Source organism: Rufibacter aurantiacus (assembly GCF_017916345.1).
Lineage (GTDB): Bacteria > Bacteroidota > Bacteroidia > Cytophagales > Hymenobacteraceae > Nibribacter > Nibribacter roseolus.
This window is the reverse complement of record NZ_JAFMSV010000001.1, coordinates 439,912-465,529: the sequence shown is the minus strand read 5'-3', so window position 1 is coordinate 465,529 and position 25,618 is coordinate 439,912. Positions and strand designations below refer to the sequence as shown.

The window sequence follows — 25,618 nt, the reverse complement described above, 5'->3', positions numbered from 1 at the left end:
AGAAAAATTGTCCCAAAACGGAAAGCGCCTGCAGCAACCTGCAGGCGCTTCCTGTTTCAAGATTAAACCAATTTGATTCCTACCTTGCCGCAGTGGCATTGTTGGTGCCTTTCTGGTCTGCCACGGTGGCCGCGATTTTGGAATCGGCAGTGCCGTAGTAGAGGTACCATTTGCCTTTGAATGGCGCCAAACCTTCCACAAAGCACACGTTGTCTACCTGCCCGTTGATCTCGTAGTCCTTGTCTGGGGTGATGAACCATTTGGGGGTGCGGGCCAGCACTTTGAACGGATCGTTTTTGTCCAGGAGCACTTGCCCGGCGGCGTAGTTCCCGGCGGCCAGGGTGGTGTCACCGTAGGTGGGGCTGTTTTTGCTGTTGTAGATGAACACGATGCCACGGTCAGTGAGCAGGGCGGGCGGACCGGGTTCTACCAGTTCGCTGTCAAACTGCCGTTTGCGGGGTTGGAAGACCACTTTGAAGGCTTCGTCGTAGCCGCGCATGCTGTCGGGTTTGGCTTTGGTGGGATCGGTCTCGGGGACAGGGGTCCAGTCAATGAGGTTATCGGAGGTGGCCATGTAGATGTTCGATTCGCCCCACAGCATCTGGTACTTGCCGTTGATTTTGGTCGCCACCAACCGGTTGCCCACCTGCCGCGCGATGATGGAGCCCGCCTTGGTCCAGTACTTGACGTATTTGCCGTTTTTCACTTTCCCGAACACCGAGCCGTGCTTTTTCCAGTGCCTTAAATCTTTGGAAGTGGCGATCATGAGGCGGGCGGTTTTGCCGTCATAGGCGGTGTAGGTGAGATAATAGAGGCCATTCTCGTCTTCCACCATGCGCGGATCTTCGCAGCCGCCTTCCCATTCCAGGGCTTTGTAGGCATCGTTATCGGGGTAGAGCACCGGGGCCGGGTACTTGGTGAACTTGAGGCCATCGGTGCTGTAGGCCAGACCCAGCCGCGAGGTCCCCGCGAACCGCCCGATTTTGTCCTCGGCCCGGTACAGCATGTACACCGTATCGTTGCGTACGGCCACTGTGGGGTTAAACACATCTTTGGCTTCCCAGGCCACGGAGTCCTTCCGGATGGGGTCATAGAACATGGCCTTGGGGTCAGGCACCAGCACCGGATTGGCGGCATCGGCTTTCACAAAGGGGCCCAAGGTCCAATCCTCGGTGGTTTGCTGGCCGGTCGCCGAGGCCTGGTTCTGCTCGGTTTTATCCTGTTTGTTTCTTTGGCAGCCAGTAAGGCCCACCAGCAGAAGTAGACCCAGGACGGAAATTTCTTTGGCTATATTTTTCATATGGGATGACAAGTTTCTTTAAGGTGAGCAGGAGCCCGGCCCCGCATTAAAGGAGCCGGAACGTTTTTAGCCTAGTTTTGCGGTAAACCCAGTAAATCAACTTCGCGGCGGGGGATGGGCAGCAGGGCGTTGCTGGGTTGCCAGCCGTTGCCGTAATCTTTGTAGCCTTTAAGCGGATCAGCATCGGGAGCTTTGGCCAGCACTTCATCGGCGAGTCCCCAGCGCACCAAGTCATAATAGCGGTGCCCTTCAAAGGCCAGTTCTACCCGCCGCTCGTGCCGGATAGCCTCCAGTAATTCTTGTTGGTTATCCGTGGTGACTTCTGGCAAAGCCGAGGGATTGCTGGCCTGGTTTCTGGCGCGGGCCCTTACCTGTTCCAGCGCCGCCCGGGCCTCGGCCAGTTGGTTCAGCTCGGCGTGGGCTTCTGCTTTCCAGAGCAGCACATCGGCGTAGCGGATGTAGATGTAGTCTATGCCACCGTCGTCAATGGGGGTCACATTCTGCATGAACTTTTTCACGTTGTAGCCGGTGAGCGGAGACCAGGCCGGGTTATAGTCAGAGCCATCCACCCATTTGTCGCCGGCCATGAAAACGGTGGCCTTCAGCCTCGGGTCATTCTGTTCGAATTCATCCACCAGGTCCTGCGTAGGAATCTGGAAACCCCAGCCTTTGCCCTGCGGCGCGAACACCGCGTTTAGGATAGAGCCCTGGGAGGGCACCAGACCCGCCTCGTGCCTAGAAGCGAAGATGATTTCCTTGCCTTTTTCGCCTTCGCCATTGAAATTGTCCTCTAACTCGGGCAGCAGCATGTAGCCAGATTTCTGCACCTCGGCAATCTCGTTGAGGCAGTCCTGCCAGTGCTCGCGGTAGAGGTAGGTTTTGGCCAGCAACGCGTGGGCCGCCCCGCTGGTTGCGCGGTGGTAATTGGCGTCCTCGGGGTAAGACATGGGCAGCAGCTGCATGGCCTGGGCCAGATCGCCCTCAATCTGGGCGTAGACTTCCTGCACCGAGGCCCGGACCGTATTATCGGTTTTGCCTTGTTCCGGGGCCAGGAGCGGCACTCCGCCGAAGTTGACCACCAGCCGGAAGTAGTAGAAAGCCCTCAGAAAGTAGGCTTCGCCGCGCATGCGGTTGTAAAGGTCAGCGCTGAGGCCCGGGATGTTGCTCCCGTCCTGCTGCAGAAACGTGTTGGCGGCGTTGATGCCCTTGTAGTTGAAGCGCCAGATACCCAGTACATTGTTGTTCTCGGGAAAGATATTGAAGGTCTCCATCCTTCTCATATCTTCCTGGTCGCCCAAGCCGCCGCCTCCTTTTACGGCATCATCGCTCATGACATCTCCAATGACCCATTCACGCGGGATGGAGGTCCCGTTTTCCCACTCCCAATTGCCCCTGAACCGATTGGTGATGGGCAGGTACACGGCATCAATGGCCAACTGGAAATCACTGGCCTGGGTGAAAACGTTCCCCTCGGTGAGTTTCCCTTGCGGGAGTTTGTCCAGCTCGTCCTGACAACTGGTTTGCAGGACAATCAGCAAAAACAGGCTATAAATATACTTTTTCATGTCTGATAGTTTGGGTGGAATAATCGGAACTATGGCCTCAACCAACATTTAGAAGCCCAACTGCAACCCGAAAGTGTAGATGCGCGACTGCGGATACGTGCCCATGTCAATGCCCCGGCCCAGGTCGCCGTAGTTGGCCAGGTTTTCATTGGTGTACAGCTCCGGGTCCATGCCGCCGTAGTCGGTAATGGTGAAGAGGTTCTGAGCGCTGGCGTAGATGCGGGCCCGGGCTACGCCCACCCGCTGCATCAGGGAACCGGGCAGGGTGTAGCCCAGCACCACGTTTTTGAGGCGCAGATAGGAGCCGCTTTCCACGTACCGGTCAGAGGAACGGCGGTTGTTGTTGGGGTCCTGGTAGGTGGCCCGGGGCATGGAATTGCTGGTTCCCTCGCCGTGCCAGCGCTCCTCGTAGAAATCGCGTTTCACGTTGAAGCCGCGCGCGTCAAAGCTGTTGATGATGTTGTCTACCTCGTTGTAGATGTCGTTGCCGTACACGCCGTTAAAAAACAGGTTCAGGTCAAAGTTCTTGTAGCTGAAGGTGCCGTTCAGGCTGTACAACAGGTCTGGGTTGGGGTCCCCGATGATGGTGCGGTCGGCATCGTCAATTTTGCCGTCATTGTTCACGTCCACAAACCGGATGTCGCCGGGTTGGGCGTTGGGCTGCAGCTGCTCGCCGGTGGCGTTTACGTAGCCTTGCACGTCTTCCTCGGTTTGGAACAGCCCGTTGGTTTTATAGCCGTAAAACGCGCTCAGCGGCAAACCCTCGCGCAGAATCACGCTGCCGGAGCCAGAGGACAGGATCTGCTCCTTGGATTGGTACAAAGACACCACCCGGTTTTTCACCGTGGTCAGGTTGCCGGTCACATCCCAGGAGAAGCCGCCGGTGCTCTGCCGGTAATTGAGCGTGAAGTCCCAGCCTTTGTTCGATAGCTTGGCGCCGTTCACGTAAGGTGGCGTGGCGTCTCCGTTGGTGTAGGAGGCCGGAAGTTGAATGAGGATGTCACGGGACTGTTTGTCAAAGTAATCCACGCTCAGGTTCATCATGCCCTGGAACAGCGAGGCGTCCAGCCCTACGTTGGTCTGCTCGGTGGTTTCCCATTTCACATCGGGGTTGCCCAAACTGATAGGCTGCAACACGCCGTTGGAAGTGGAATACAGTGTAGCGAACGGATATAACCCGATTTCCTGGTTCCCCAATTCACCCCAGCTGGCGCGCAGTTTCAGATCGGGCAGCCAAGTCACGTTCTGCATGAAATTCTCCCGCGCCAAATTCCAGCCCACCGATACCGATGGGAAATACCCCGTGCGGTTGTTCTCGCTAAAACGGGAGGAGGCATCAGCGCGGAGGTTGGCGGTTAAGAGGTATTTTTCCTTAAACGCATAAGAAACGCGCCCGAAATAGGACATCAGGGCCCATTCTTCCTCCACGCCGCTGCTGAACTGCTGCCCCAACCCGAAGTCCAGGTACTGCAGATCCGGGTTGGCATCGGTGCGGTTATCGTAGCCGTTGCGCGCCGCCGAGAGGTAATCCACCTTGAAGGTCACGTACTCGGTGCCCAGGGTGAAGCCTACGTCATGGGCCTCGTTGAAATTGTGGTTGTAGTTGAGGGTGTTGGTCCAGTTAAGGGTGTAGTAGCGGTGCCGGAATTTGTCCAGGGACTTGTCTTTGTCGGTGAGGGTGGTACGGTCGCCGGGAATCTGGCCGTTGTACTGTTGCTGTTCCTGCAAAGAGAAATCAAGGCCGGCATCGGTACGCAGGCGGAAATCGTTCAGGAACTTGACCTCGGCGTAAATGTTGCCCACGGCCCGGTAACGGTCCAGTGCCCGGTTGCGGTAATCAGCGATGGCGAGCGGGTTTTTGGCATCGCCGTAGAAAATAGGGTTCTGGTAGAGCGAGGCAGGCGGCAAATCGGTGTAAAATCCGGTAACGGGGTCATAAACGGGAATGGCGTTGGGCCGAAGCAACGCATACCTAACCACACCGGGCAAACTTCCGGGCCGGCCCCCATCGCCGGAGGCACCCAGCGCTTTGGTGTAGTCATAGGTGAGGTTGAGGTTCTCGCCCACGGTGAGCCATTTGCGCACGGTGCTGCTCACGTTGGACCGGAGGCCGTAGCGCTTGAACTCCGAGCTTTGGATAGTGCCTTCCTGGTTCACCAGGTTGCCGGAGAGATAATACCGGGTCACGTCGTTGCCGCCGGAGAAACTGAGATTGTACCGCTGGATGGCCGCGGTGCGGAAAACGGCATCGAGCCAATCGGTGTTGGGGAGGGTGGCGGCGTTGTCATTGTTGCGGGTGGTGGCCCCGTCGTTGGTAAAGGCCTCGTTCTGCAGCTCAATAAACTCGGCGGTGCTCACCATATCCGGTAAACCGATGGCGCTGGCCAGTCCGTACGATGCCTCCACGGCGATCTCGTTTTTACCTGCCTTGCCCGATTTGGTGGTCACCAGCACCACGCCGTTGGCGGCCCGTGCCCCGTAAATGGCCGAGGCGGCGGCGTCTTTCAGCACTTCAATGGACTCAATGTCATTGGGCGAGATGGTGTTCAACCCTCCGGTAACAGGTACCCCGTCAATAATGTACAGCGGATTGCTGTTGTTGAGGGTACCGATGCCCCTGATCCTGACCACGGCCTCGGTGCCGGGGGCGCCGGTAGGGGAGGTGACGTTCACGCCGGAGGCCTGGCCTTGCAGCGCCGTGCTCAAATCCACCGCCTGCGTTTGGGCCAGACTGGCTCCTTTGATGGACGAGATAGCTCCTGTCACCTGGCTTTTCTGCTGTGTACCGTAGCCTACCACTACCACCTCGTCCAGCGCCTGTTGATCGGTGACCAGCGTGACATTGACGGTGGAGCGGTCATTGATGGCGACTTCCTGCGTCTGGAACCCGATGTAGGTGAACACCAACGTACCGCTTCCGCTGGGCACGTTCAAAGAGTAGCTGCCGTCTGAGTTTGTGGCTGTGGCGGTGGTGGCTCCTTTCAGTTGCACGGTGACGCCGGCCAAACCGGTGCCGGTATCATCACGTACCACGCCGCTTACCGTAAAAGTTTGCCCAAAGGCTTGCCCTACCAAAAACAGGCAGAGCAGCAACATCCCCAGGAAGCGCAGCTTCCAGCGCCTTGCTCCCGAGAACGTCTTCTGTGGGTGGGGCAGTTGCCCAAAAGTAGATGTTCTATGCATGTTGTCTGTTAGTAAATGGTACATGAATGGGTGTGTTCCTTCCTGGTGCTTCAGGCCCGGCAAAGGCCGCCGATGCGGGGTGGAATGTCTCTTCAGGATGCTTGTTGCCCTGTACTTTCCTGCTTCTGCCGGGCTTATGGGAGTTGATCCAAATGTAAAATTTACCTAGGCCTGGGCTATGTACTGGAGTCACAATGTGGTGTACTATAGTATCAATCGTTGATTTAAGCTGTTTTGAGTTGGTTTTCAGGTTTTCAGGAAGCTGTTACGCCAAGGATTTCCGTCTATCTGAATCGTTCCTTTTTAAGGTGTATGTTGGCTGAAGGCAGAAATCCGGGGAAATCTGTTTTGAGGCCGTTTTCTGAAAAACAGGCCAAAAACAGGATGCCAGGAGTAGGTGTCTGGCTTCGTTCAAAAGAGCCAAGGTGCGGGTGCGTGGCTGATGTTACCCCCTAATTTTATGAGATGGCGTTTAGAGGCTCTTTTTTGAAAAACAGCTTCAAAACGCCGGGTCAGGCCTGGATGCGGTGGTGGGCGCGGTATTCATTGGGGGAGCACTCGTAGCGTTTCTTGAACTCCCGGAAAAAGTAAGATTGGTTGTTGAAGCCGGTTTGGTAGAAAATCTCAGACACGCTCAGGTTGGTGTTCTGCAACAGGGCTGCGGCTTTCTGCAGGCGCACGTGTTTGATGAACTCGGCGGGTGTCATGGCCGAGAGGGCTTTGAGTTTGCGGTACAGCTGCATTTTGCTCAGCATCAGTTCCTTTTCCAGCAGGGCGGCATTCAGGGCGGGGTTGTCCAGGTGCGCCTCAATGCGTTGGAGTACTTTGGAGAGGAATTCCTTGTCGGTGTTTTCCAGTTGGTCCTCGTCCAGCGAAATGCTGAAGCTGTCTTTCTGGAACAGTTGGTGCAGCCGGTTCTTGTATTCCAGCAGTTTGCGGACCCGCACCAGCAGATGGGCGGTGTGGAAGGGCTTGGGAATATAGGCATCGGCGCCGGCATCATAGCCTTCCACTTTTTCCTCCAAAGTGCCCCGGGCTGTGAGTAGCACCACCGGAATGTGGCACGTTTCCGGGGTGTTTTTCACGCGGGAGCAAAGTTCCAGGCCGTCCATCACGGGCATCATGATGTCTGAGATGATCAGATTGGGGAGGGTTTTGGCCAGCAGTTCCAAAGCTTGCTGACCGTTTTCGGCTTCAAAAATCAAAAACTCCTCTTCCAGCAGGTCGCGCAGGAGGTAGCGAATATCGGCCTCGTCTTCCACCAGCAGAATGGCAGGTTTGTGGCCCGAATCTAAGCTCCGGAGTAAGGCGTGTTTGTTATTCTCAGTGATGGGCTGCGGATTCTGTTTCTGGGGCGGACGCGTGGCGGCGTGCAGGAGCGGCGAGGGTTTGTCTTGCAGCACGTTGTCCTTGGTGAGCCCCGTCACCCCCGGAATGGCGGAAATAGGGAGCGTGGAGGTAAACGTCACCCAGTCGTCTGTGCTCTGGACGGTAATCTGCCCGTTGAGCAGCGAAACCAGTTCCTGGGTGAACGCCAGCCCAATCCCGAAACTGAATTTGTGTTTCTGGGTCCCATCCAGCACAAAGAACCGATCGAACAGCTTTTGCAGTTGCTCCGGCGACAGGTTACTGCCCGAGTTGGCTACCTTGATCTGCACCTGGTGCGCTGCGGTGTCCTCAGTCACGGTCAAAATCACTTCCTGATTGGGACCGCTATGCTTGAAGGCGTTGGAGAGCAGGTTAAAGACGATCTTCTCCAGTTTGTCTTTGTCGGTCCAGCCCAGGATAGCCGGGCTGATGTGGGCCGTGAACCGGAGTTTTTTCTGCTCCTGCAGGGGCGTAAAGAGTTCAGCAATGTTGGCCAGCAGCGCGGAGACGTTCACATAGCTGTAATGCACCTTCAAGTGGCCTTCCTGCGCCTTCCTGAACTCTAGAATTTGGTTCACCAGGTAATGCAGCCGCGAGGTGTGCTGCTGCACCAGAGATAGAAAGTAAGCGCTGTCGACCGACTTTGCTTGTGGTTCCTTTTTCTGGAGATAGCGTTCCAAAGAGCCGGTAATGAGCGTGAGCGGCGTCTGCAATTCATGGGCGATGTTGGTGAAGAAGCTCAGCTGCTCCTGGTGCACTTCCTCATCCTTCAGTCGCAAACGGTGCTCCAGTTCCAGCTGGTTTTTCATTTCCAGGCGGCCGCGTCGATAGGAAGAATAGGCGTAGAAGGAAACCACCGCCACCACGAAATAGAACAGGAAGGCCTGCCAGCTAAGCCAAAGGTACTGGTCCACGGTTACCCGGAACAGCACGGCTTCCGGCGTCCATTTGCCTTCGCCATTGGTCCATTTCACCTTGAAAGTGTAGTTGCCGGGCGCCAGGTTGCGGTACGAGATCCGGCCGTTGGTATTGGAGTACACCCAGGCCTGGTCCGCTCCCTCTAACAGGTAGGCGTACTGTGATTTCTCCGATTTCTGGAAATCAATGGCCTTTAACCGCACATCAAAGAAGCCTTCGCGGCGAGGCACCGTGAAATTCTCCGCTTTTTGGGATTGGCCGGGCCGAAGTACCAGTTGGCCGTAAGCGTTGCGGTAAATCTTGCTACCCAGTTGCAGATCAGACACCAGCAGGTTCACCTGGCGGTTACTGGCCTGGATCTCGTCGGGGTTCACGTAATTGAATCCATAGATCCCCCCGAAAAAAAGCATGCCCTGCGCATTCTTCCACACTGCCCCATCGCTGAACTCATTGCCCTGCAAGCCATCCTCGGCCTGGAACCGGTCTACCTGCAGGGAGGTGGGATTGATGCGGGCCAGACCGTTGTTGGTGCTGACCCAGATGTTGCCCTTTCTGTCCTCGGAGATGCCGTGGATGGAATTATTGGGCAGGCCTTCCTCGGTGGTAAGTTTCCGGAAAATGACTTTTTTCTGGAGCGCCTCGTTCTCTTTGACCCAATTCAGGCCATAGCTGGTGCCAATCCAGAGGCGATTCTGGCGGTCTTTGTACAAGGAAAGGACATCGTTGTGCGACAGACCCTCGGCCTCAGAGAAAGCCTTGAAATGCCTGAATTTTCGGGTGGTTTTGTTGAACAAGCTCAATCCTCCATTGCGGCAGCCCAGCCACAGGTGACCGTTTGCCCCCGGCAGAAGTGAAAAAATGACGTTGCTGGCGGGGCCGGTATCATCCCCATGGAAAGGAAACCGCTCCAGGTATTGCACTGCCCATTTCCCAGACCCCTTGGCCCGAAGTTTTAGATGCACCAATCCGTAGCCACTGGTCGCAAGCCACACAGAACTGTCTTTTTCCGGCAACACGGCATATACCGAGGCGAAGGCGGGGTACAGGTTACTGCATTCCACTTCCTTCCATTTGATGAAGTTTTTGGTGTGGGGGTCGTACAGCGTGATGCCGGGGCCGTCGGTACCCAGGTAAACCAGCCCTTCTTTCCCGGGCTGAATGGCGTACACGGCGTTGTTCTCCAACTGCTGCGGAGCCGAGTAGGAGTGAGGGTCCGCTTCCAGTTGCCGCCCGTTTGGGCTATTCTTAAACCGGAGAATGCCATTCCCCTTAGTGCCTACCCAAATATCCTGGCCCACCTCGGCAAAGGCCCGCACCGCTTTGAAAGGCCCTCCGTTGGGCAGCTCCGAAACGCTGTGGAAGAACCGTTGGGTGGGCGCAATTTTCAGGATGCCGTTGCCATCTGTCCCCACCCATAGGGTTTGGTCCTCAGAAGTCCAGAAGGAAGTGGCGGAAACGTTGCGCAGGAGTTGCAACTCTTTCTCGAGAGGCTGAGGGTGAAAACGGTGATCAAAGCTCCCGACTCCCCCGCTCGTCCAAGCCACCTGAAAGCCGGATGGCACCTGTGTCAGGGCTTTGATGGGCTCTGGTAACCGGGCCACGGCTTTCGGCTGCAAGGTTACAGGAGAGATTTCCCAGAGGGTATGGGTGCCGGGTTCCTGGAGGAAGACCTTTTTTTCCAGCATTAAGAGTTTCTCGGCCTTTATGGGTAAGGTTTCCCTTTTCTGGAAGGTTTTATTGCGGAGTGAGTAGACTTCCACCTGCTCTTGGTTCAGGACCCACAGGGTTCCCTGGGCATCGAAGGCGAGATCTGAAACATGAGTTAGCGCGAAGGGGAAGCTGAAAGGCTCAAAGGTTTGGGTTTTGGGATTGAAGTGTTTCGACACGGTTTTGCCTTTTTCCTGCAATAGGCAGAAAACCCCCTGCTGCGGGCTGATGGCCAAAACCTGTACCTCTACTTGTCTGCCGTTTTCATAAAAGTAGTTAGAAAACTCACCGGTTTGCTTGCTGTAGCGGGAGATACCTTCGCTGGTCTCAATCCAGATGTTTTTAGCGGCGTCCTCGGAAATGTTCGTGATGACGTTGTTCCCGATGCTTTTGCCCAGGTCTTTTTGGTGATAGTTGAAAATGCGGAAACTGGAGCCATCATAGACATTCAGGCCATCGTACGTGCCTATCCAAAGCAGATCGTCGGAGTCCTGGTAGATGGCGTTAACGCAACTGTTGGAAAGACCGTTTCGGCTGTCCAGTTGCTGCACCGCGAGGGACCGGCCTTCCAGATGCTGCCCGACAGCCGGGTTCATCAAGTAGAGGAAGGCCAGTAAGAGCAACAGGCAAGACCGCAGCATAATCTATCGTTTTGGCAGGGCAGATCCGAGTTCTGAGTTCTATTCTTCAGGCTAGTTGGCTATAAAGGCCATTGGTAGGATATACTGTTTTAAACGAGGTGTTATTTAATGAGCTATTAAATAGCAATGTGTTAATATGTGTGTCTAATTTAATTATTTTTTATCAGGATTGTAAACTAGTATCGACTGGAGTAGAGCTTCTTAACCAACAAATTTCCGTAGGAAAGAGCGCAATAGCTTTTTTGTGGTCTCAGCTATTTTGAGCCTGTTTTCTGAAATAGGTCCGGAAACTGAAGCAAAAATTGTAGCCACTTCAGCCCATGTTCATGATTGAAGTATCGTTCTTCAATTCCGGAATAAAGGATTGCAGCATTCCCGAGGAAAAGCAATCACTTAAGTAAAAACCAGCCCTTCCGTTTTGGGCCTGTTCAAGAGAAAACAGGACCAAAACGGAAGGGCTGGTTCTTCAAAGCAAAACTGGGAAATGTTCAGGGTTTGTATAACCGATACCCGAATAGGAAAATGATGGCGTAGCAGAGGATGGGCAGGTAGTAGGCCTGCGCTACATCCTGGTTCGCGATGAGGCCCATAAGCGGAGGGAACACGGCACCGCCCACCACGCCCATGACTATGAAAGAGGAGGCTTGCTGCGTGTGAGGACCCAGGTCTTTCAGGCCCAAGCTGAAAATAGTGGGAAACATGATGCTGAAGAAGAAATTGAGCATCAGGAGGGCGATAAAAGAGGGCCAGCCCCAGCTTTGGGCGATGATCAGGCACATGCCCATGTTGGCAAGCGCAAAGGTGGCCAACAGTCTATTGGGGGCAATAAACCGCATCAGGTACGTCCCTATGAAGCGGCCCAGCATCATCATGACCATGCTCAGGGAGAAGTAATAAGAGGCGGTCTCATCGGTGAGGCCCATTTTCTCCACGCCGTAGTTGATGAAAAAGGCCCAGGTGGCGCCCTGGGCACCCACATTGAAGAACTGCGTGATGAACGCCCAGACAAAGTGCCGGTGCTGGAAGAGTTTCTTGGGCGCTTTCAGGTCCTGCGGGGTGGCGGCTACCTCGTAGGCATCCGGGTCAATGGTGTGGGCATCCTTCAGGGCAGGCACTTTCACGAAGGAGAAAGCAATCGCAATGAGTGTGATGAGAACACCGATGCTCAGGTACAGGGTCTTGACGGAGCTCAAGCCTTCCTGGGTGTCGCCGCCTACGCGCAAAATAAAGTAGCCCCCAATAAGCGGCCCGATCACCGCGCCCAACCCGTTGAAGCCTTGCGCAAAATTCAGCCGCTGGTCACTGGTCCGTTCATCACCCAAAGAAGCGACAAAGGGATGTGCTACCGCTTCCAACGTCGCCAGGCCGCAGGCCAGCACGAACAGGGCAATCCGGAAGAACCCGAACGACTCGGCATTAGCGGCGGGCAGGAACAGGAAAGCGCCGCAGGCATACAGGGTGAGGCCCAGCAACACGCCGTTTTTGTACCCGAAGCGCTTCATAAACAGCCCCGCGGGGATGCCCATGACAGCGTATGCGCCGAAGATGGAGAACTGCACCAGACCAGATTGTGCCTTAGACACGTTTAGCACGTTTTGGAAATGGCGGTTGAGCACATCGCCCATGGTGATGGCAATACCCCAGAGCATAAAAAGCGACACCACGAACGCAAAGGTCACGAGGTATCGCCGCTCGGTGAAATTTGCCTTTCCGTGGAGGAGATTGGCGGGTTCTGTGGTAGCTGTCTGTATCATGCCTCAACTAGTTAAGGGTAAACACTCCTCTGGATATTAAAGGTAAACTCTCCCCTGCATTTTGGAACCTCCTGCAGAGATACGTTGCCCAAAACTAATCGGTAGCCTACCATGACCTATGTACTATAGTAACAAAGTAGTGTATGCCAAGCCGTGGCGCCACAACCAGACAATGCTTTATTGCTAGGTTTGCAGCCTGTATCAGAGGCCAATCAAAAATTGTTTTTTTCACCCAGAGGCTGGGGAAGAAGGAGCAGGTTGTTTTTCCGGATATAGGCGGTTTGTTCATTCCACTCAATTCGGTACCAGATGTCCTGCTCGCCCAGGATGTTCACTTTATGACCCAAGCTTACGGTGGCGATTAACCCTGCGCCTGCTGATGGGGCCGCCATGATGGGCACGTTGCTGTTCTGGATAATGCCTTGCTGGTCTAGGCTCAGGAAGTTGGCAAAGTAAAAGACAAACGCCAGGTAGGTGAGCACCATAAATTTGGTTTCTGGGCTGATGGATTTCTTCTTAGTCCAGTTTACCAAAAGCAGAGTGATGGCAACAACAGCCACCACCAGTAGCAATTCCAAAATTTGGGTATAGTATTTATAGAACTGCGTTTTAAAGAAGTTCCAGTCGGTGTACTCGTAGCCAGAAAGGTGTTGCTGCAGGCCTACCTCCTCCATTTTGCGCAGGACAGACCGGCTGGGGTGCTTGCTGTAGTAGAGCTGCAGGTAATGCATGGATTGGGTGTATTGCTGAAGTCCTTCATGGATGTAGGCCATCTTCAGAAGCATCTGCGGCGAGTAAATCCGCTTTTGGGAGAGCAACTGCTCGTAAATCTGGAGGGCTTGGGTATAGCGGTGCTGGTTAAATAAAGAATCTGCTTGGACTAGTTTCTCGCTAGGCGATTGAGCCATAACGGGTTGTGTCCAAAAGAGGCCCACAGCATAAAAAAGGAGACAGAATTTGCGAAAAATGTTTGGCATTTTCAGAAAGGGGTTATACTTTTGCATCGCAAATGAGGGTAACGCCCTCCCAAGCAAAGGTAGTAAAAAGATTCTGTAGCTCAGCTGGTAGAGCAATACACTTTTAATGTATGGGTCCTGGGTTCGAATCCCAGCGGGATCACAGATTACAAAAAGCCTTTCCGGCCTTTACGTCGGAAAGGCTTTTTTACCACCTTTTAAGTACCTGATTCTGTAGCTCAGCTGGTAGAGCAATACACTTTTAATGTATGGGTCCTGGGTTCGAATCCCAGCGGGATCACTTGTTTAAGCCTCTCATTTTTAATGAGGGGCTTTTTCTTTTTAATGCCACAGTGTTCCTGGGTGCGCTTAATTATTCCAAACAAATTGTAGAAGTAAATCTTAGAAAGTGCGCTGTCTCGGGTATGCTTAGCGGTTGTTTAGCTACAAAGTCCTTTTCTAAGGTGAACGTACCAGATTAGGTATCCATAGCTAGGAGTAAGGACTGATGTTTTCTCTTTGATGCCATAGGCTCCGTCAGGTCCAAGTCATTTTTTAGGGGCGGGCCATGTGTCTTTCATTTGTATGTCTTCCTAAGCCTTTAATTCTTTACTGCTGCTTTGAAGTACTCTTTACTTTGATGCAAAAGCCCTTCAAGCAGGCTTAAAAGCCGCTGCTAAAAAATAGTACATTGGAATATAAGCCCGAATGGGGAAAGCCTTTCCTTAGATAAGGAAAAGGGTTAGGAGACGTAGCTTGATTTTAATGTTAAAGTTGAAACCTTTTGTATATGCGCCGTTTATAATTGTCTGCAACTTCCTGTTCCTTTGGGTGATAGGATGAGTTTAATCTGTTTGATGAAGCAAGGTCAACGGTGGCTTTGTGTTTGCGCAGTGAAAGAATCAGTCCTTTATTGCCACTTTAATTTACCAAATGGCCTTTTGTTTATTTTAATAATCAACAGGTTAAGGTGATGCTTTAAATAAGCCATTGTTGATTTGTTAATCACATGGTCTTCATTAGCTAAGTAAACGTAATTATTTAAAGCAAAATGCAGGATATCAGATAAACTATCAAAAAGTGGGGAAAAGTATCAAGAAAATTTAATGTTGCTATTTATATAAATAAATTTATAACGATCGTGAAAATGTGTACAAATCAAATAATTAATTCGAATAAAATTTAAAAATAATATGTAAAAACAAAACTTAACTAATAATTTATTGTATATTTGGTTTAGGGAATAAGTAAATGAATTGTTTATGAAGTCTGCTCCAATCATCGTAGAAGAATCTCAGAGCTTGAATGAGTGGCAGTCCTTGCAATTCCCAAGAACTGACAACAATACTTTGTATTCAAAGCATTTAGAAGGAATAGACACGCTTTTTAGAGTTCCGCCTTCTTTTTTAACGACCAGCAATTTCAAGGAATTTATAAAGTCCTTTTTTTCTGCCGTGAAGGAACAGTGGTTTGCTGTGCTGACCCACTCCACTGATAAGCTCTGGAAAAGGAGAATCATGGGCGTAAATGAAACCTTCCCGTTAGGAATGGCTTTCCAGGAGGTTTCTAATTCTAATACCGGTTTTTACGTTTTCAGAGATTATTCCCTACGGCACAATGAAAGGGGAAGTGCCTTTGGTAACCCCACTTCTGTGACTGTGCCAACCCAATATTGCTTCCAGCAGTTTGAAGGAGCCCAAACCTTGCCTTTTATTTCTTTCCACAAAAGCTTAAACAGGGGGCAGTTGCAGACTATTGCTCGCCGCAAGCTGAGTCATTTGCAGCAGGTAGGTGCTTTGGGTGCAGAGGTAGGGTCTTTGTTGGAAGCAGGCTTCTGGGAGTATGCGCCAGACTCAGGGGCTTTTTCTTGTTCTGAATTTGTATATGAATTATTGAATATTCCAGCTTCCGTTACCTTAGGAGGCTTTGATGCTCTCTTGCCTTTTCTTAGTGAGCAAGGGCAAGCGGATTTGACCAAAGCCTGGGAAAGGCTGGTGACCAATGGTGAGGAGCTCAATTGTTTGATGGAGGTGCCCAATAGCGCCCAGATCACCTGGGTAAGAATAAAAGGCAAGGCAATTGCCAGAAACCAGAGAGGAACCAAAATCATAGGGACCATCCAAGACGTAACCGAGTTTGTTCTTAGGGAGAAAGCCTTGGTCTCTGAAAAAATAGCAGCAGAGCATACTGCCCAGTTGAAAGCGGAGTTCGTTTCCTATATGAGCCATGAGGTCCGGACCCCGCTCAATGCCATTATGGGGCTTACCTACCTTCTGTTGCAGGAAGACGGTCTGAAAGAAGAACATAAGGAAAATTTAAATTCCATCCATTTCTCTTCCCAAAGTTTGCTGGCCTTGATCAACAATACCCTTGATTACTCTAAGATAGAAGCAGGGAAGGTTGAGTTGGAGAAGGTGAATTTCCATTTGAAAGACCTTCTGAAAAACACGCACCAGGCGCTTTGCCTGCGGTCTATGGAAAAGAAAATCAGTTTTGACCTTTCTATTGATCCACGCACGCCTTCTGAAGTGGCGGGAGACCCTGTCAGGTTGATGCAGATTCTTAATAACCTATTAGGAAACGCCATTAAATTCACTGACCACGGCTCTGTAAAGTTAGGGGTGGAGGTTATTTACCAGAATAACCAGGAGTGGGTATTGGAATTCTCTGTTACAGACACCGGCATTGGAATCCCCTTAGATAAGCAGGAAAGTATATTCGAAAGCTTTACCCAGGTAAACTCTTCTACCCACAGACAGTATGGTGGTACAGGTTTGGGCTTATCTATTACCAAGAACCTGGTAGAACTCCATAAAGGCAGTATACAGGTGAAAAGCGTGCCGGGAGAAGGTTCCAGGTTCTCAGTTAGGTTAAGGTTTGTGAAGCCCCAGGCCTCTCTGGTGACCTTGCCTAAAACCGGGGGCAGTAAGATTCCATTCTCCAAGCTCAGAGGGGTGAAGATTTTAGTTGTTGATGACAACGTGATGAACAAAACGGTTGCAACTAAACTGCTCACCAACTGGCACGCGGAAGTTGACACCGCAGAAGACGGCTTAGCGGCTTTAGGTAAAATGGATTCTTCCGCTTATGACCTTATCTTGATGGATCTTTACATGCCTAACCTAGATGGTTTCCAGACTGTGACAAAGCTGCGGAAATTAGGGCATCAATTACCGGTGATTGCCTTAACCGCCAACGCAAGTGAAGGTGAACGCAAAAAGATATTTGAGGCAGGAGTGAATGACTACCTCACCAAGCCTTTCGTGCCTCAGGACCTGTTCAACAAGCTGCTCCAACACCTGGACTCAAGTAAAATCCTTAATTAAGGGTTGCGAAGCCTCTCAGGTGAGCCGCCGCTAGTAGCTACCTGGACTAGGCGCCCTGGTGTTCGGATTTTTGCCCGCCGCAGTATGGAACGCTTCGGATAGTTTGTCAATCCGTCACCCTACCATGTAAGACGCTCCTATGGTATTACCTGAGTAAAACAACCTTGAACATGAGGATGCAAGCTTATTCCTCAACTAAAGGAACCATCCAGCGCGAGCCTTTAAAAACCCGACCCTTCTCTTCCTGCTTAAACCAACCTTTTCTAAGTCCATAGCCAAAATTGCAACCGCTGTTAACAGGGGCAATAGACAAAAGCAGTTAATGGAGCCATATAGATTAAAATAAACGGAATGATGCAATAGTACATGTCGCGGTAAATACGGTTTGTGTAGAGATTTGCCTTAATGAGGATGTATGATGCAAATACAGTTAACTATAATCCAAATTCTTTCTTAAATTGGCATAAGATGGTAGTTAATTGATATTATTCAATGTTTATTCCCAAGCCTCATGTCTAGCCTGCAAAATGACTCTTCAGAAAAGATCTTTGTACTTGAAGATGATCTCTGGTACTCACAGTTCCTGAGTTATCATCTCTCGGCCAATCCAGATCATAAGGTAGAAGTATTTAATTCAGTGGAGGACTTTTTGAGCCGTTTGACAGAAACGCCTTCCATTATCACGCTTGACTACCATTTGCCCACTGTAACCGGGGAAGAGGTTTTGCTCAAGATCCTGGAAAAGAGCCCTAACTCATACATCATCATCATCTCTGGGCAGGAAGATATCAGAAAGGCGGTAAGCCTGATGAAGTTAGGTGCCTATGATTACATCGTGAAAAACGAAGAAACCAAAGAGCGGCTTTGGAGTATCGTTGAAAAAATAAAACACAACAGAACCCTTAAGCAGGAGATTGAGGTACTCAGGAAGGAAGTAAAACAAAAATATGCCTTAGGGAGTGACTTGGTGGGGTCTTCTGAGGCGATAAAAAAAGTCTACCAACTCGTTGAAAAAGCAGCAGCCAATAATATCAATGTGACGGTGACCGGAGAAACCGGTACCGGAAAAGAGCTCATTGCCAAAGCAATTCACCTGAATTCGCGCAGGGCTAAAATGCCGTTTGTGGCCGTGAATATTGCCGCACTGCCATCTGAACTGCTAGAGAGTGAGTTGTTTGGCCACGAAAAAGGGGCATTCACGGGTGCAACTTCCCGGAGGGTAGGCAAGTTTGAGGAAGCAAACGGTGGTACCCTTTTCCTGGACGAAATTGGGGAAATGAGCTTTAACCTGCAGGCTAAGTTACTGCGCGTTTTGCAGGAAAGGGAGGTTACCCCCGTTGGTTCAAATAAAAGCATCCCGGTGGAAGTAAGGATCATTACGGCTACCCACCGGAACCTGCTGGACGAAGTGAAAAAAGGAAACTTTAGAGAAGACCTTTTCTACCGGTTGCTGGGTATTCAAATCCATTTGCCACCGCTGCGGGAAAGAGGCCATGATATTCTCCTTATTGCCAATAAGGTACTAAAGGATTTCTGCCAGCAAAACGACATGGAAGAAAAATCCTTCAGTTCAGATGCTCAGAAAAAGCTCTTGGGTCACCTTTACCCGGGAAACGTTCGGGAATTAAAAGCTGTAGTAGAACTGGCTGCCGTACTATCTGATTCAAAAGTGGTGACTGATGACGATATCCAACTCCAAAAGACAGTCTCTGCACCATCTTCAGAGGAAAAAACGCTGGATGAGTATATTCATGAGACTGTCCAGAAGTATTTAGATAAGTACAATTACAACGTGGTGTATGTGGCAGATAAGCTTAAAGTTGGGAAGTCCACTATTTACCGGATGATTCAAAAAGGGGATGTCCTTATTCCAGAACAGAAGAAATACTGATTCTGAAAAGAGAATTGATCTAAAGCCAGAGCTTTCATCAAAAGTATCCTAGGAGCAAAGCTAAAAAGCATCAACGGTTGCTCTTAACTGCAATAAAATAAGTTGATTTTCAATAAGCATAGAGTACAGCCTGTTTGCCAATCGTTACCATTGTCAACAGGCTTTTTAAGTGAATTCAAAAATGTTTAGGCATAGTTTTTCCGGTTAAGGATTGCTATAAAGAGGGGATGGGGAAATTGTTGTTAAAAAGTTATGCAATTTATTTATCAAGTTTTCCAGGAGAGCCCCAACCCTACCTATATAAAGGATTCAAAAGGGAAAATCATCTGGGCAAACGAAGCGTATGCCCTTTTACACGGTTCCAGTTTACCCCAGATTTTGGAAAAAGGAGCCATAGACTTTGACTTCTCTTATGAAAGGGATTTGGAAGTGCTTGGCTCCAATGAGGTGAATGAAATTGAGGAGTTCTTTAAACTGGAAGACGGAAGGGGCGTTTGGTACCTTACCGTCAAGAAAACAGTTGAACAGGAAAACGGCGACCGCTGTTTATTTTCCACCTCCACAGAAATAACCAATCTTAAAGAGACAATCCAGGTTGCGGAAGACTCATTTGCCGCTAAAGAGAAGTTTTTAGCAGATGTGAACAGAGAACTGGAAGCTCCCATCAATGCCATTATTAGCCTAGTTAGGCTTTTGAAGCAGACTTTTATAAGCAAAGACCAAAAACGGTATCTTAATTCTGTCCTGTCAATCTCAGATTACATTTTAGATGTTCCTAAAGACGTTTTAGAGTACGCCAGGGTAGAGGCGGGAATAGTGGATTTAACCACAGAAGTGGTGGATGTAGTAGCGTTTACCAATGGCATCGTTCAATCACTGATTTCTAAAGCAGCTGAGAAAGACGTAGCCATAAGTTTTGTAGAGCCCTCTACAAAACTGCCTCCCATTGAGATCAACCCGGTTTATCTGAGTCTGGTATTAGTAAAGGTGATCAGGTGTGCCATCAGGTATACTAAGACCAAAGAGGTTGTATTCTCCATTCAGCAGAAACAAAGAATAGAGAATATGCTGTATTTGCAATTCTCTATCAGGAACATCGGTTTGGATCAGAATTCCGAGCTATTATCTAAGCTGTTTGACTCAGAAAGCAATTTCTACGGCAACGAAAAATATAAGCGAAGTGGTGTTGACCTAGGGGTTTATACCTGTAAGAAACTAATTGAGCTGCAGGGTGGTAAGGTTTGGTTAGAAAAAGCAACCAACCAGGGCGCCAGTATTGAATTCACGCTTTCTTTCCCCATCGTGCAAAGCCAAGCACAGGCACTAGAGAAGAGCGAGGTCCCTAATCCTGATAAAAGCATTCACCCTGACCATTCTGTTGAACTGAAGCTGCTTTTAGTGGATGACAACCAAAGTAGCCAAACCTTGGTGAAACACCAGATCCAGAACTGGGACACCAAAATTGACATGGCAAGCACTGGAGAGGAGGGGATAAAACATGCCTCTGAAACCATCTATGACTTGATATTGATTGATATTGAATTGCCGGGTATAGATGGCTATGAAGCGGTTTCCGTTATCCGGAAATCAGAAGGGCCAAACCAGCATACGCCTATTGTGGCCTTTACCACCAATCCGGGCAACATGGACCTGGAGGAGTTTAAGGCGGTAGGCTTCACAGATTTCCTCAGGAAGCCTTACCATGCCTTTGATTTGTACTTGTGTATCTCCAGGAACACGGGACATTATGCCAGAGAGCAACAAAGGAACACCAAGGAAGAAGGCGAGGTGGAGCAGTTGTTGTATGATTTCTCAGGCTTGGGGAATATGGCAGAAGATGCCGTGTTCATCAAGAAAATGCAGAAGCTTTTCATAGACCTGGTGCCAGGGCAAATCTCAAAGCTATCCCATGCTATTCAGCAAAGAGACTGGGACACGGTAGCGCTCCTCGCACACAGCCTTAAATCTACCTACGGCAATATCAAAGTCATGAAAGCTGCTGAGGCGATGAAGAAGATTGAGGAGATTTCTCAATCCAGAACCAATCTATCAGAAATCAACAGGTTAATGGGAGTTGTGAAAGAGACTACCCAGAAAGTGGTGGAAGTCTTTTCCAAAGAGCTTGATATAGCATAGCCAGGGTATCATACCAGCAGATTTCTTTGCTGGTATGAGTACCCCTGACCTCATCTAACTATCCATAGTCCCATTTCAGGGCCGTTTTCTTAAAAACAACCCTGAAATGGGACTTGTGCCCAAGCCAGTAAGCGTTTATGGCCTGCTTCATGGCTAATTTCTAAGTAGAGGTATAGCCTTTACCTTCTTATTCCTTTTCTCTAAAAATCCTGAAAAATCAGTTTGGTTCCCACTTTGGAACACGTTTTCCCAAAATGGGATGAGAAACTGTGTATGGCTTATCCCATTATACTCTTCTGCTATTTTTTAATACATTATTTAGTTTGGCATGGTAATTTCATAATTAATATAAAAAAGATAAAATGAAACAGTGTATTTTAATTGTGGACGATGAGCCTACTATAGGATTGATACTGGAACATTACTTTTCCAAGGCATACCAGGTGGTGGTAAAATCAAATGGAAAGGAAGCCATGGCCTGGTTAGAAGAAGGGCATCATATAGATGCTATAGTAGCTGACTTTGAAATGCCTTTCATGAATGGCCTTGACTTCATCAGACAGCTTAGGGCCAGTACTCTCTTCAAGGATATTCCATTGATCATGTTGTCTGGCAAAGAAGAGTCCAGAAACAAAATCCTCTGCCTCAAGAGTGGAGCAGATGATTACATGATCAAGCCTTTCAATCCAGAGGAATTGGAGATAAGGATAAAGAATGTTCTAAAAAGAGTAAAAATCTCTTAACACGGCAAAACCATGAGGGTTGTTTATCTTTCACCGGACGTTCAGGAAGCTAATGCATTTGAGTCAGAGTTTGGCCCAGGTATAGAGATAAAGCATTTTGATAACCCTAAGCTTTTCTTAAGATCCCTAGAGAAAGGCGACCGCTACGACCTGATTATCAATGCCGCAACGCCAGGTTCTCCCTTAGGCATCAATTTGCTGAGAACGATCAAGGAAAAGTTTGCTTCCGCAACTCCCGTGATTTGGTTAGCGCACGGCCCCGTTCCTCCCTCTTTGCAAAGAATGCTGATGGCCGCCGGGATCTCAGATATTTTCTATCAAAAGCCAGACAAAGAGAAGTTGACCACCAGAATAAACTATCTGGCCAAGGCAAACAAAATGGACGCAAATTCCAGACCTCACAGTGTCTTCGCCTACAAATACCCTTTGGGGAAAAGAGTATTTGATATTGTGGTGGCATCCACGGCTCTGATATGCCTTTCTCCCATTTTGTTATTGATTACCCTGCTCATAAAACTTGAGTCTAAAGGCCCGGCCTTCTACTATTCATACAGGGTAGGAACCGGCTTTAAGATCTTCAAATTCTGGAAGTTTCGGTCTATGCGCCATGATGCAGACCAGTTGCTTGACTCCATCAAGGTGTTCAACCAGTACCAGGCTCCTGCGAGTAAGGCTGAGGAGCATCACTTCTCACTATGTGCCACCTGCGAAAGAGAAAGCACAGAGTGCATAAACAAATTGATAGATGAACAGGGGCAAATCATCTGTGAGCACCAATACATAGAAAGAAAGAAAAACAAAGTAGGGCCCGCATTTATAAAAATAGCCAATGACCCTAGGGTTACCCGCTTAGGCCTTTTTCTCCGGAATACCAGCATTGATGAACTGCCCCAGCTATACAATGTGCTGCGGGGAGATATGTCAATAGTCGGGAATCGGCCTCTTCCCATCTACGAAGCGGAGAAAATCACCACCGATGAGTACGCCGCCCGCTTTATCGCTCCGGCCGGCATAACAGGTCTGTGGCAGGTAAGTAAACGCGGCAAAAAAAACATGTCTGAGGAAGAACGGAAAGCCCTGGATATTGAATACGCCCAGAAGTTCTCCCTGAAAAAAGACCTCTACATCCTGCTCAAGACAGTACCGGCTATGTTTCAAAAAGAAAATGTTTAACCAAAATGAATATGAAAAAACTTTCGCTTGCACTTTTATTAACCCTGTATGGCCTGGTAGCTTCTGCTCAGACTGCTCCTGCCAAAGAAGCTGATTGGGAAAAGAAGCTCTTTAATTCTGAATATGCCCTGCCTATTCTAATTGAAACAGCCCTTGCCAATGCCCCAGAGTTAGAGAATGCAGATGCCGCAAGATTGGCCTCCATTGAACAAAGAAAGATTATCCGTAAAAACTTCTATAGTGGTTTCTCCATCAACTCCTCTTACACATACGGCAGTATGAATAACTGGAACACCAACGGCGAGCCAGTGAATTCCTTCAACGCCTTTGATGCCCCGTTACGCGCCAGGTATACCATGGGCTTGTCAATGTCTCTGCCTTTGGGCCAGCTCCTAAGCCGCCACAACACCATCAAGAACCAGGATTTGGCAGTGGTTCAGGCAGAGGGCGGCAAGAAGCTAACTGAAAAGGCGGTAAGAATGCGGGTGATCAACCTGTACCAAAACCTTAAAATGGCCAAAAACCAGCTTGAACTGCAGCAGCAGGCTTACCAGACCGCAGTTGTAAGCCAGGAGATCGCTAAAAAACAATTCAAGAGCGGTGAGATCATGATAGACGCCATGTCTAACGTGCAGCAGGCTTACACCAGCGCTGCCACTGCACTACAAACAGCGAAGGTCAACTATGAGACCCAGCTTTTAATGATGGAAGAAACAATCGGAACTAGACTAATCGACTTAATACAAAGCAAATGAAACCTTCAGAAATCTTTAGACTTATAAATCGGAACTGGTTCCTACTGGTGGCAATCACCACGGTAACAGCGGCTTCTATCTTTTTCTTTACCCAGGACCAGGTAGATGAATATAAATCTGGTACCACCATATACACAGGTATCGCGTCTGGTTACAATATCAGCGACGTAACGGAAAGCAGCACCCAGTACAAGGTCGCGAAGGACGGTTTCGCCAACCTGATTTCTGTCCTGGATTCAAGAGACCTCAGAGATGAATTGGGTTTCCGCCTACTGGCTTCGCACCTCATGTTAAAGAAACATGATCCAAATATCATTGGGGAAGAAGCCTATAACCAACTGAAAGAACTTGTACCGGCTTCTTTAAGAAGTAAGCTGGTGGGAGCAACTGTAGAGCAAACCGCCAAAAACCTCTCTACCTACTTCAATGCCACACCAAGCAACCCTATTCGGGATGTGATTTATAACAGTGATCTGGGTTACTCTGAGAACGCGCTTAGTTCAATAGAAGCCAAGCGGATGGGTGATAGTGACCTGTTGTCTATCACTTATACTTTCAGAGATCCGGCACAAACGAAACACACTTTGGATATGCTTACCAAGCTGTTGTTTGAAAAGCATAGAACCTTGTTTACTGCCCAATCAGAATCGGTGGTGAAGCATTTCGTGGAGGCCACCAATAAGGCCCAGGAAAGATTGAAGAATGCTGAGGAAAGCCTGCTGCGTTTCCAGCAGACCAATGGGATCATTGATTACAATGTGCAGGTAGGTAGCACCACCACAGAAAAGAACACCTTAATGGCCAAGGCAAATGACCTTGACATTGAATATGCCGGAGCCTCCGCCACCTTGAGATCATTGGAGCAGAGCCTGAAAGACAGAGGGGTGCCCAACCTGTACAGCCAGGAAGTACTTCAGTTGAAAAACAGACTTTCTAAGGTGACCACCGAGATTGTTGAATTAGAACTGTTGAACAAAGGAAACGCAAACGGCGCCCAGGCAGGAAGACTGAACTCCTTGAAGAAGGAAGCCGATGATCTCTCTAAAAAGATGATGGGTTCCGTGGACAAGCACTTCACCAACACCCATACTGTTCAAGGGTTGCCAACCACCAATCTGCTTAACGACTGGGTGAGAGCCACTTTCCTGCTGGAAGAGTTGAAGAGCAAACGCAATCTGGTGAACAAGCAAAGATCTGATTACGCCCAGGAATATGAAAAGCTTATGCCGCTTGGCGATGAAAACAGAAAGCTTACCCGTGAAGTTACCATGGCTGAAAAGGAATACCTTGCCCAACTGGATGGACTGAACCAAAGTAAACTGAACCAGCAGAACATTGAAATGGCGTCGCAGTTGAAGGTGATTGACCCGCCTTACATGCCAGGAAGCCCAACCAAGCTTACCCGCATCCTGCTGATTCTCTTCGGTTCCATTGGGGTGTTCCTGTTAACCTTCGGGGTGTTGCTGGCGCGTGAATTGTTGGATGATTCTTTGCGGAAACCATCAGTAGCCGTCAAAAAGATAGAATACCCAATCTTCGGGGTACTGCCCGCCACCCACAGCACCAACCCTAAACAACTGCACCTAGCCCAGAACGCAGAAGACCAACTAGCCAGACAACTGATCCTTAAAATGAAACAGAAGGATACAACTTACCCATATGTGGTGGGTGTGCTGAGCAGTATGTCTGGAGAAGGTAAAACAGCACTCTGCCGCGCTTTGGCTAATAATCTGATCTCCATGGGAATTGAAACTCAGGTGTTGCACCCGGAAAGCCATAAAGGCATGGTAAGCCCAGATGCCCACAACACATTCTATTCTCCTTTGCAAGGGGTGTTAACGGATGCTACGGTTGCTGATTTGGCCGGCATGGATTACCTGAACAATGCGGTAGTGCTGGTAGAGTTTCCGGCAGTGCTGGAAGAAACCTACCCTGTGTCACTGTTCAAGCACCTGGATCTGGTACTGTTGACCGTGAGATCAAACCGGGTTTGGCAACAGTCAGACAAGATCATGTTTGAGAATGTTCAGAAAGTCACTAACGCACCAATTGAAACAGTTCTGAGCGCTGTTCGCCCAGATGATGCCAAGGAAATGGTGGTGGTAAGACCAAGACAGGTGCTTCAGGATCAGAAAGTACTGCCTTCCCACAAAGACTTCCCTGCTTTAGAAACGGTGTAATACCCGCCTCTGAGCCAGCCTT

Annotated in this window: 13 protein-coding genes and 2 tRNA genes; 9 read left to right on the top strand and 6 right to left on the bottom strand. The window is 49.6% G+C overall.

The annotated features are described in order from the left end of the window. Positions 1–79: 79 nt before the first annotated feature. From J3P34_RS01840 to J3P34_RS01815, 6 genes are all read right to left on the bottom strand, one after another. Entirely contained in the window at positions 80–1,300 is a 1,221-nt protein-coding gene (locus tag J3P34_RS01840; protein ID WP_210486180.1) for a glycoside hydrolase family 130 protein, read from the bottom strand. A 71-nt stretch (positions 1,301–1,371) separates the two neighbouring features. Beyond that, positions 1,372–2,865: a RagB/SusD family nutrient uptake outer membrane protein gene (locus J3P34_RS01835; protein WP_210486179.1), complete on the bottom strand. Its 1,494-nt coding sequence runs from the start codon at positions 2,863–2,865 to the stop codon at positions 1,372–1,374. Between the two features lie 48 nt (positions 2,866–2,913). Then, positions 2,914–6,072, bottom strand: coding sequence for a SusC/RagA family TonB-linked outer membrane protein (locus J3P34_RS01830; RefSeq protein ID WP_210486178.1), 3,159 nt, complete (start codon positions 6,070–6,072; stop codon positions 2,914–2,916). A gap of 488 nt (positions 6,073–6,560) precedes the next feature. Beyond that, positions 6,561–10,682, bottom strand: a complete 4,122-nt coding sequence (locus J3P34_RS01825) for a hybrid sensor histidine kinase/response regulator transcription factor (RefSeq protein WP_210486177.1) — start codon at positions 10,680–10,682, stop codon at positions 6,561–6,563. 488 nt (positions 10,683–11,170) lie between these two features. Next, positions 11,171–12,436: an L-fucose:H+ symporter permease gene (gene fucP, locus J3P34_RS01820; protein ID WP_210486176.1), complete on the bottom strand. Its 1,266-nt coding sequence runs from the start codon at positions 12,434–12,436 to the stop codon at positions 11,171–11,173. A 212-nt stretch (positions 12,437–12,648) separates the two neighbouring features. Continuing rightward, entirely contained in the window at positions 12,649–13,344 is a 696-nt protein-coding gene (locus tag J3P34_RS01815) for an SH3 domain-containing protein (protein ID WP_210486175.1), read from the bottom strand. Positions 13,345–13,482: 138 nt separating this feature from the next. On the opposite strand from J3P34_RS01815, the gene J3P34_RS01810 reads away from it, so the two are divergent. The 9 genes from J3P34_RS01810 to J3P34_RS01770 all read left to right on the top strand — a co-directional run bounded on the left by J3P34_RS01810 (position 13,483) and on the right by J3P34_RS01770 (position 25,596). After that, positions 13,483–13,555, top strand: a tRNA-Lys gene (locus tag J3P34_RS01810). A 65-nt stretch (positions 13,556–13,620) separates the two neighbouring features. After that, a tRNA-Lys gene (locus J3P34_RS01805) sits at positions 13,621–13,693 on the top strand. Positions 13,694–15,137: 1,444 nt separating this feature from the next. After that, a complete protein-coding gene (locus tag J3P34_RS01800; protein ID WP_210486174.1) occupies positions 15,138–16,718 on the top strand; it encodes an ATP-binding protein in 1,581 nt (526 codons plus the stop codon). Between the two features lie 511 nt (positions 16,719–17,229). Next, positions 17,230–18,609, top strand: a complete 1,380-nt coding sequence (locus tag J3P34_RS01795; protein ID WP_210466006.1) for a sigma-54-dependent transcriptional regulator — start codon at positions 17,230–17,232, stop codon at positions 18,607–18,609. Positions 18,610–18,861: 252 nt separating this feature from the next. Continuing rightward, entirely contained in the window at positions 18,862–20,745 is a 1,884-nt protein-coding gene (locus tag J3P34_RS01790) for an ATP-binding response regulator (RefSeq protein ID WP_210486173.1), read from the top strand. A 362-nt stretch (positions 20,746–21,107) separates the two neighbouring features. After that, positions 21,108–21,488: a response regulator transcription factor gene (locus tag J3P34_RS01785; RefSeq protein WP_149092703.1), complete on the top strand. Its 381-nt coding sequence runs from the start codon at positions 21,108–21,110 to the stop codon at positions 21,486–21,488. A gap of 12 nt (positions 21,489–21,500) precedes the next feature. Continuing rightward, a complete protein-coding gene (locus tag J3P34_RS01780) occupies positions 21,501–22,661 on the top strand; it encodes a sugar transferase (protein WP_210486172.1) in 1,161 nt (386 codons plus the stop codon). An 11-nt stretch (positions 22,662–22,672) separates the two neighbouring features. Beyond that, positions 22,673–23,416, top strand: coding sequence for a TolC family protein (locus J3P34_RS01775; RefSeq protein ID WP_210466001.1), 744 nt, complete (start codon positions 22,673–22,675; stop codon positions 23,414–23,416). After that, the gene (locus tag J3P34_RS01770; protein WP_210486170.1) at positions 23,413–25,596 is read left to right on the top strand and encodes a GumC family protein; all 2,184 of its coding nucleotides are present in this window, start codon (positions 23,413–23,415) and stop codon (positions 25,594–25,596) included. Before J3P34_RS01775 ends, J3P34_RS01770 begins: the two co-directional genes overlap by 4 nt. Positions 25,597–25,618 lie beyond the last annotated feature (22 nt).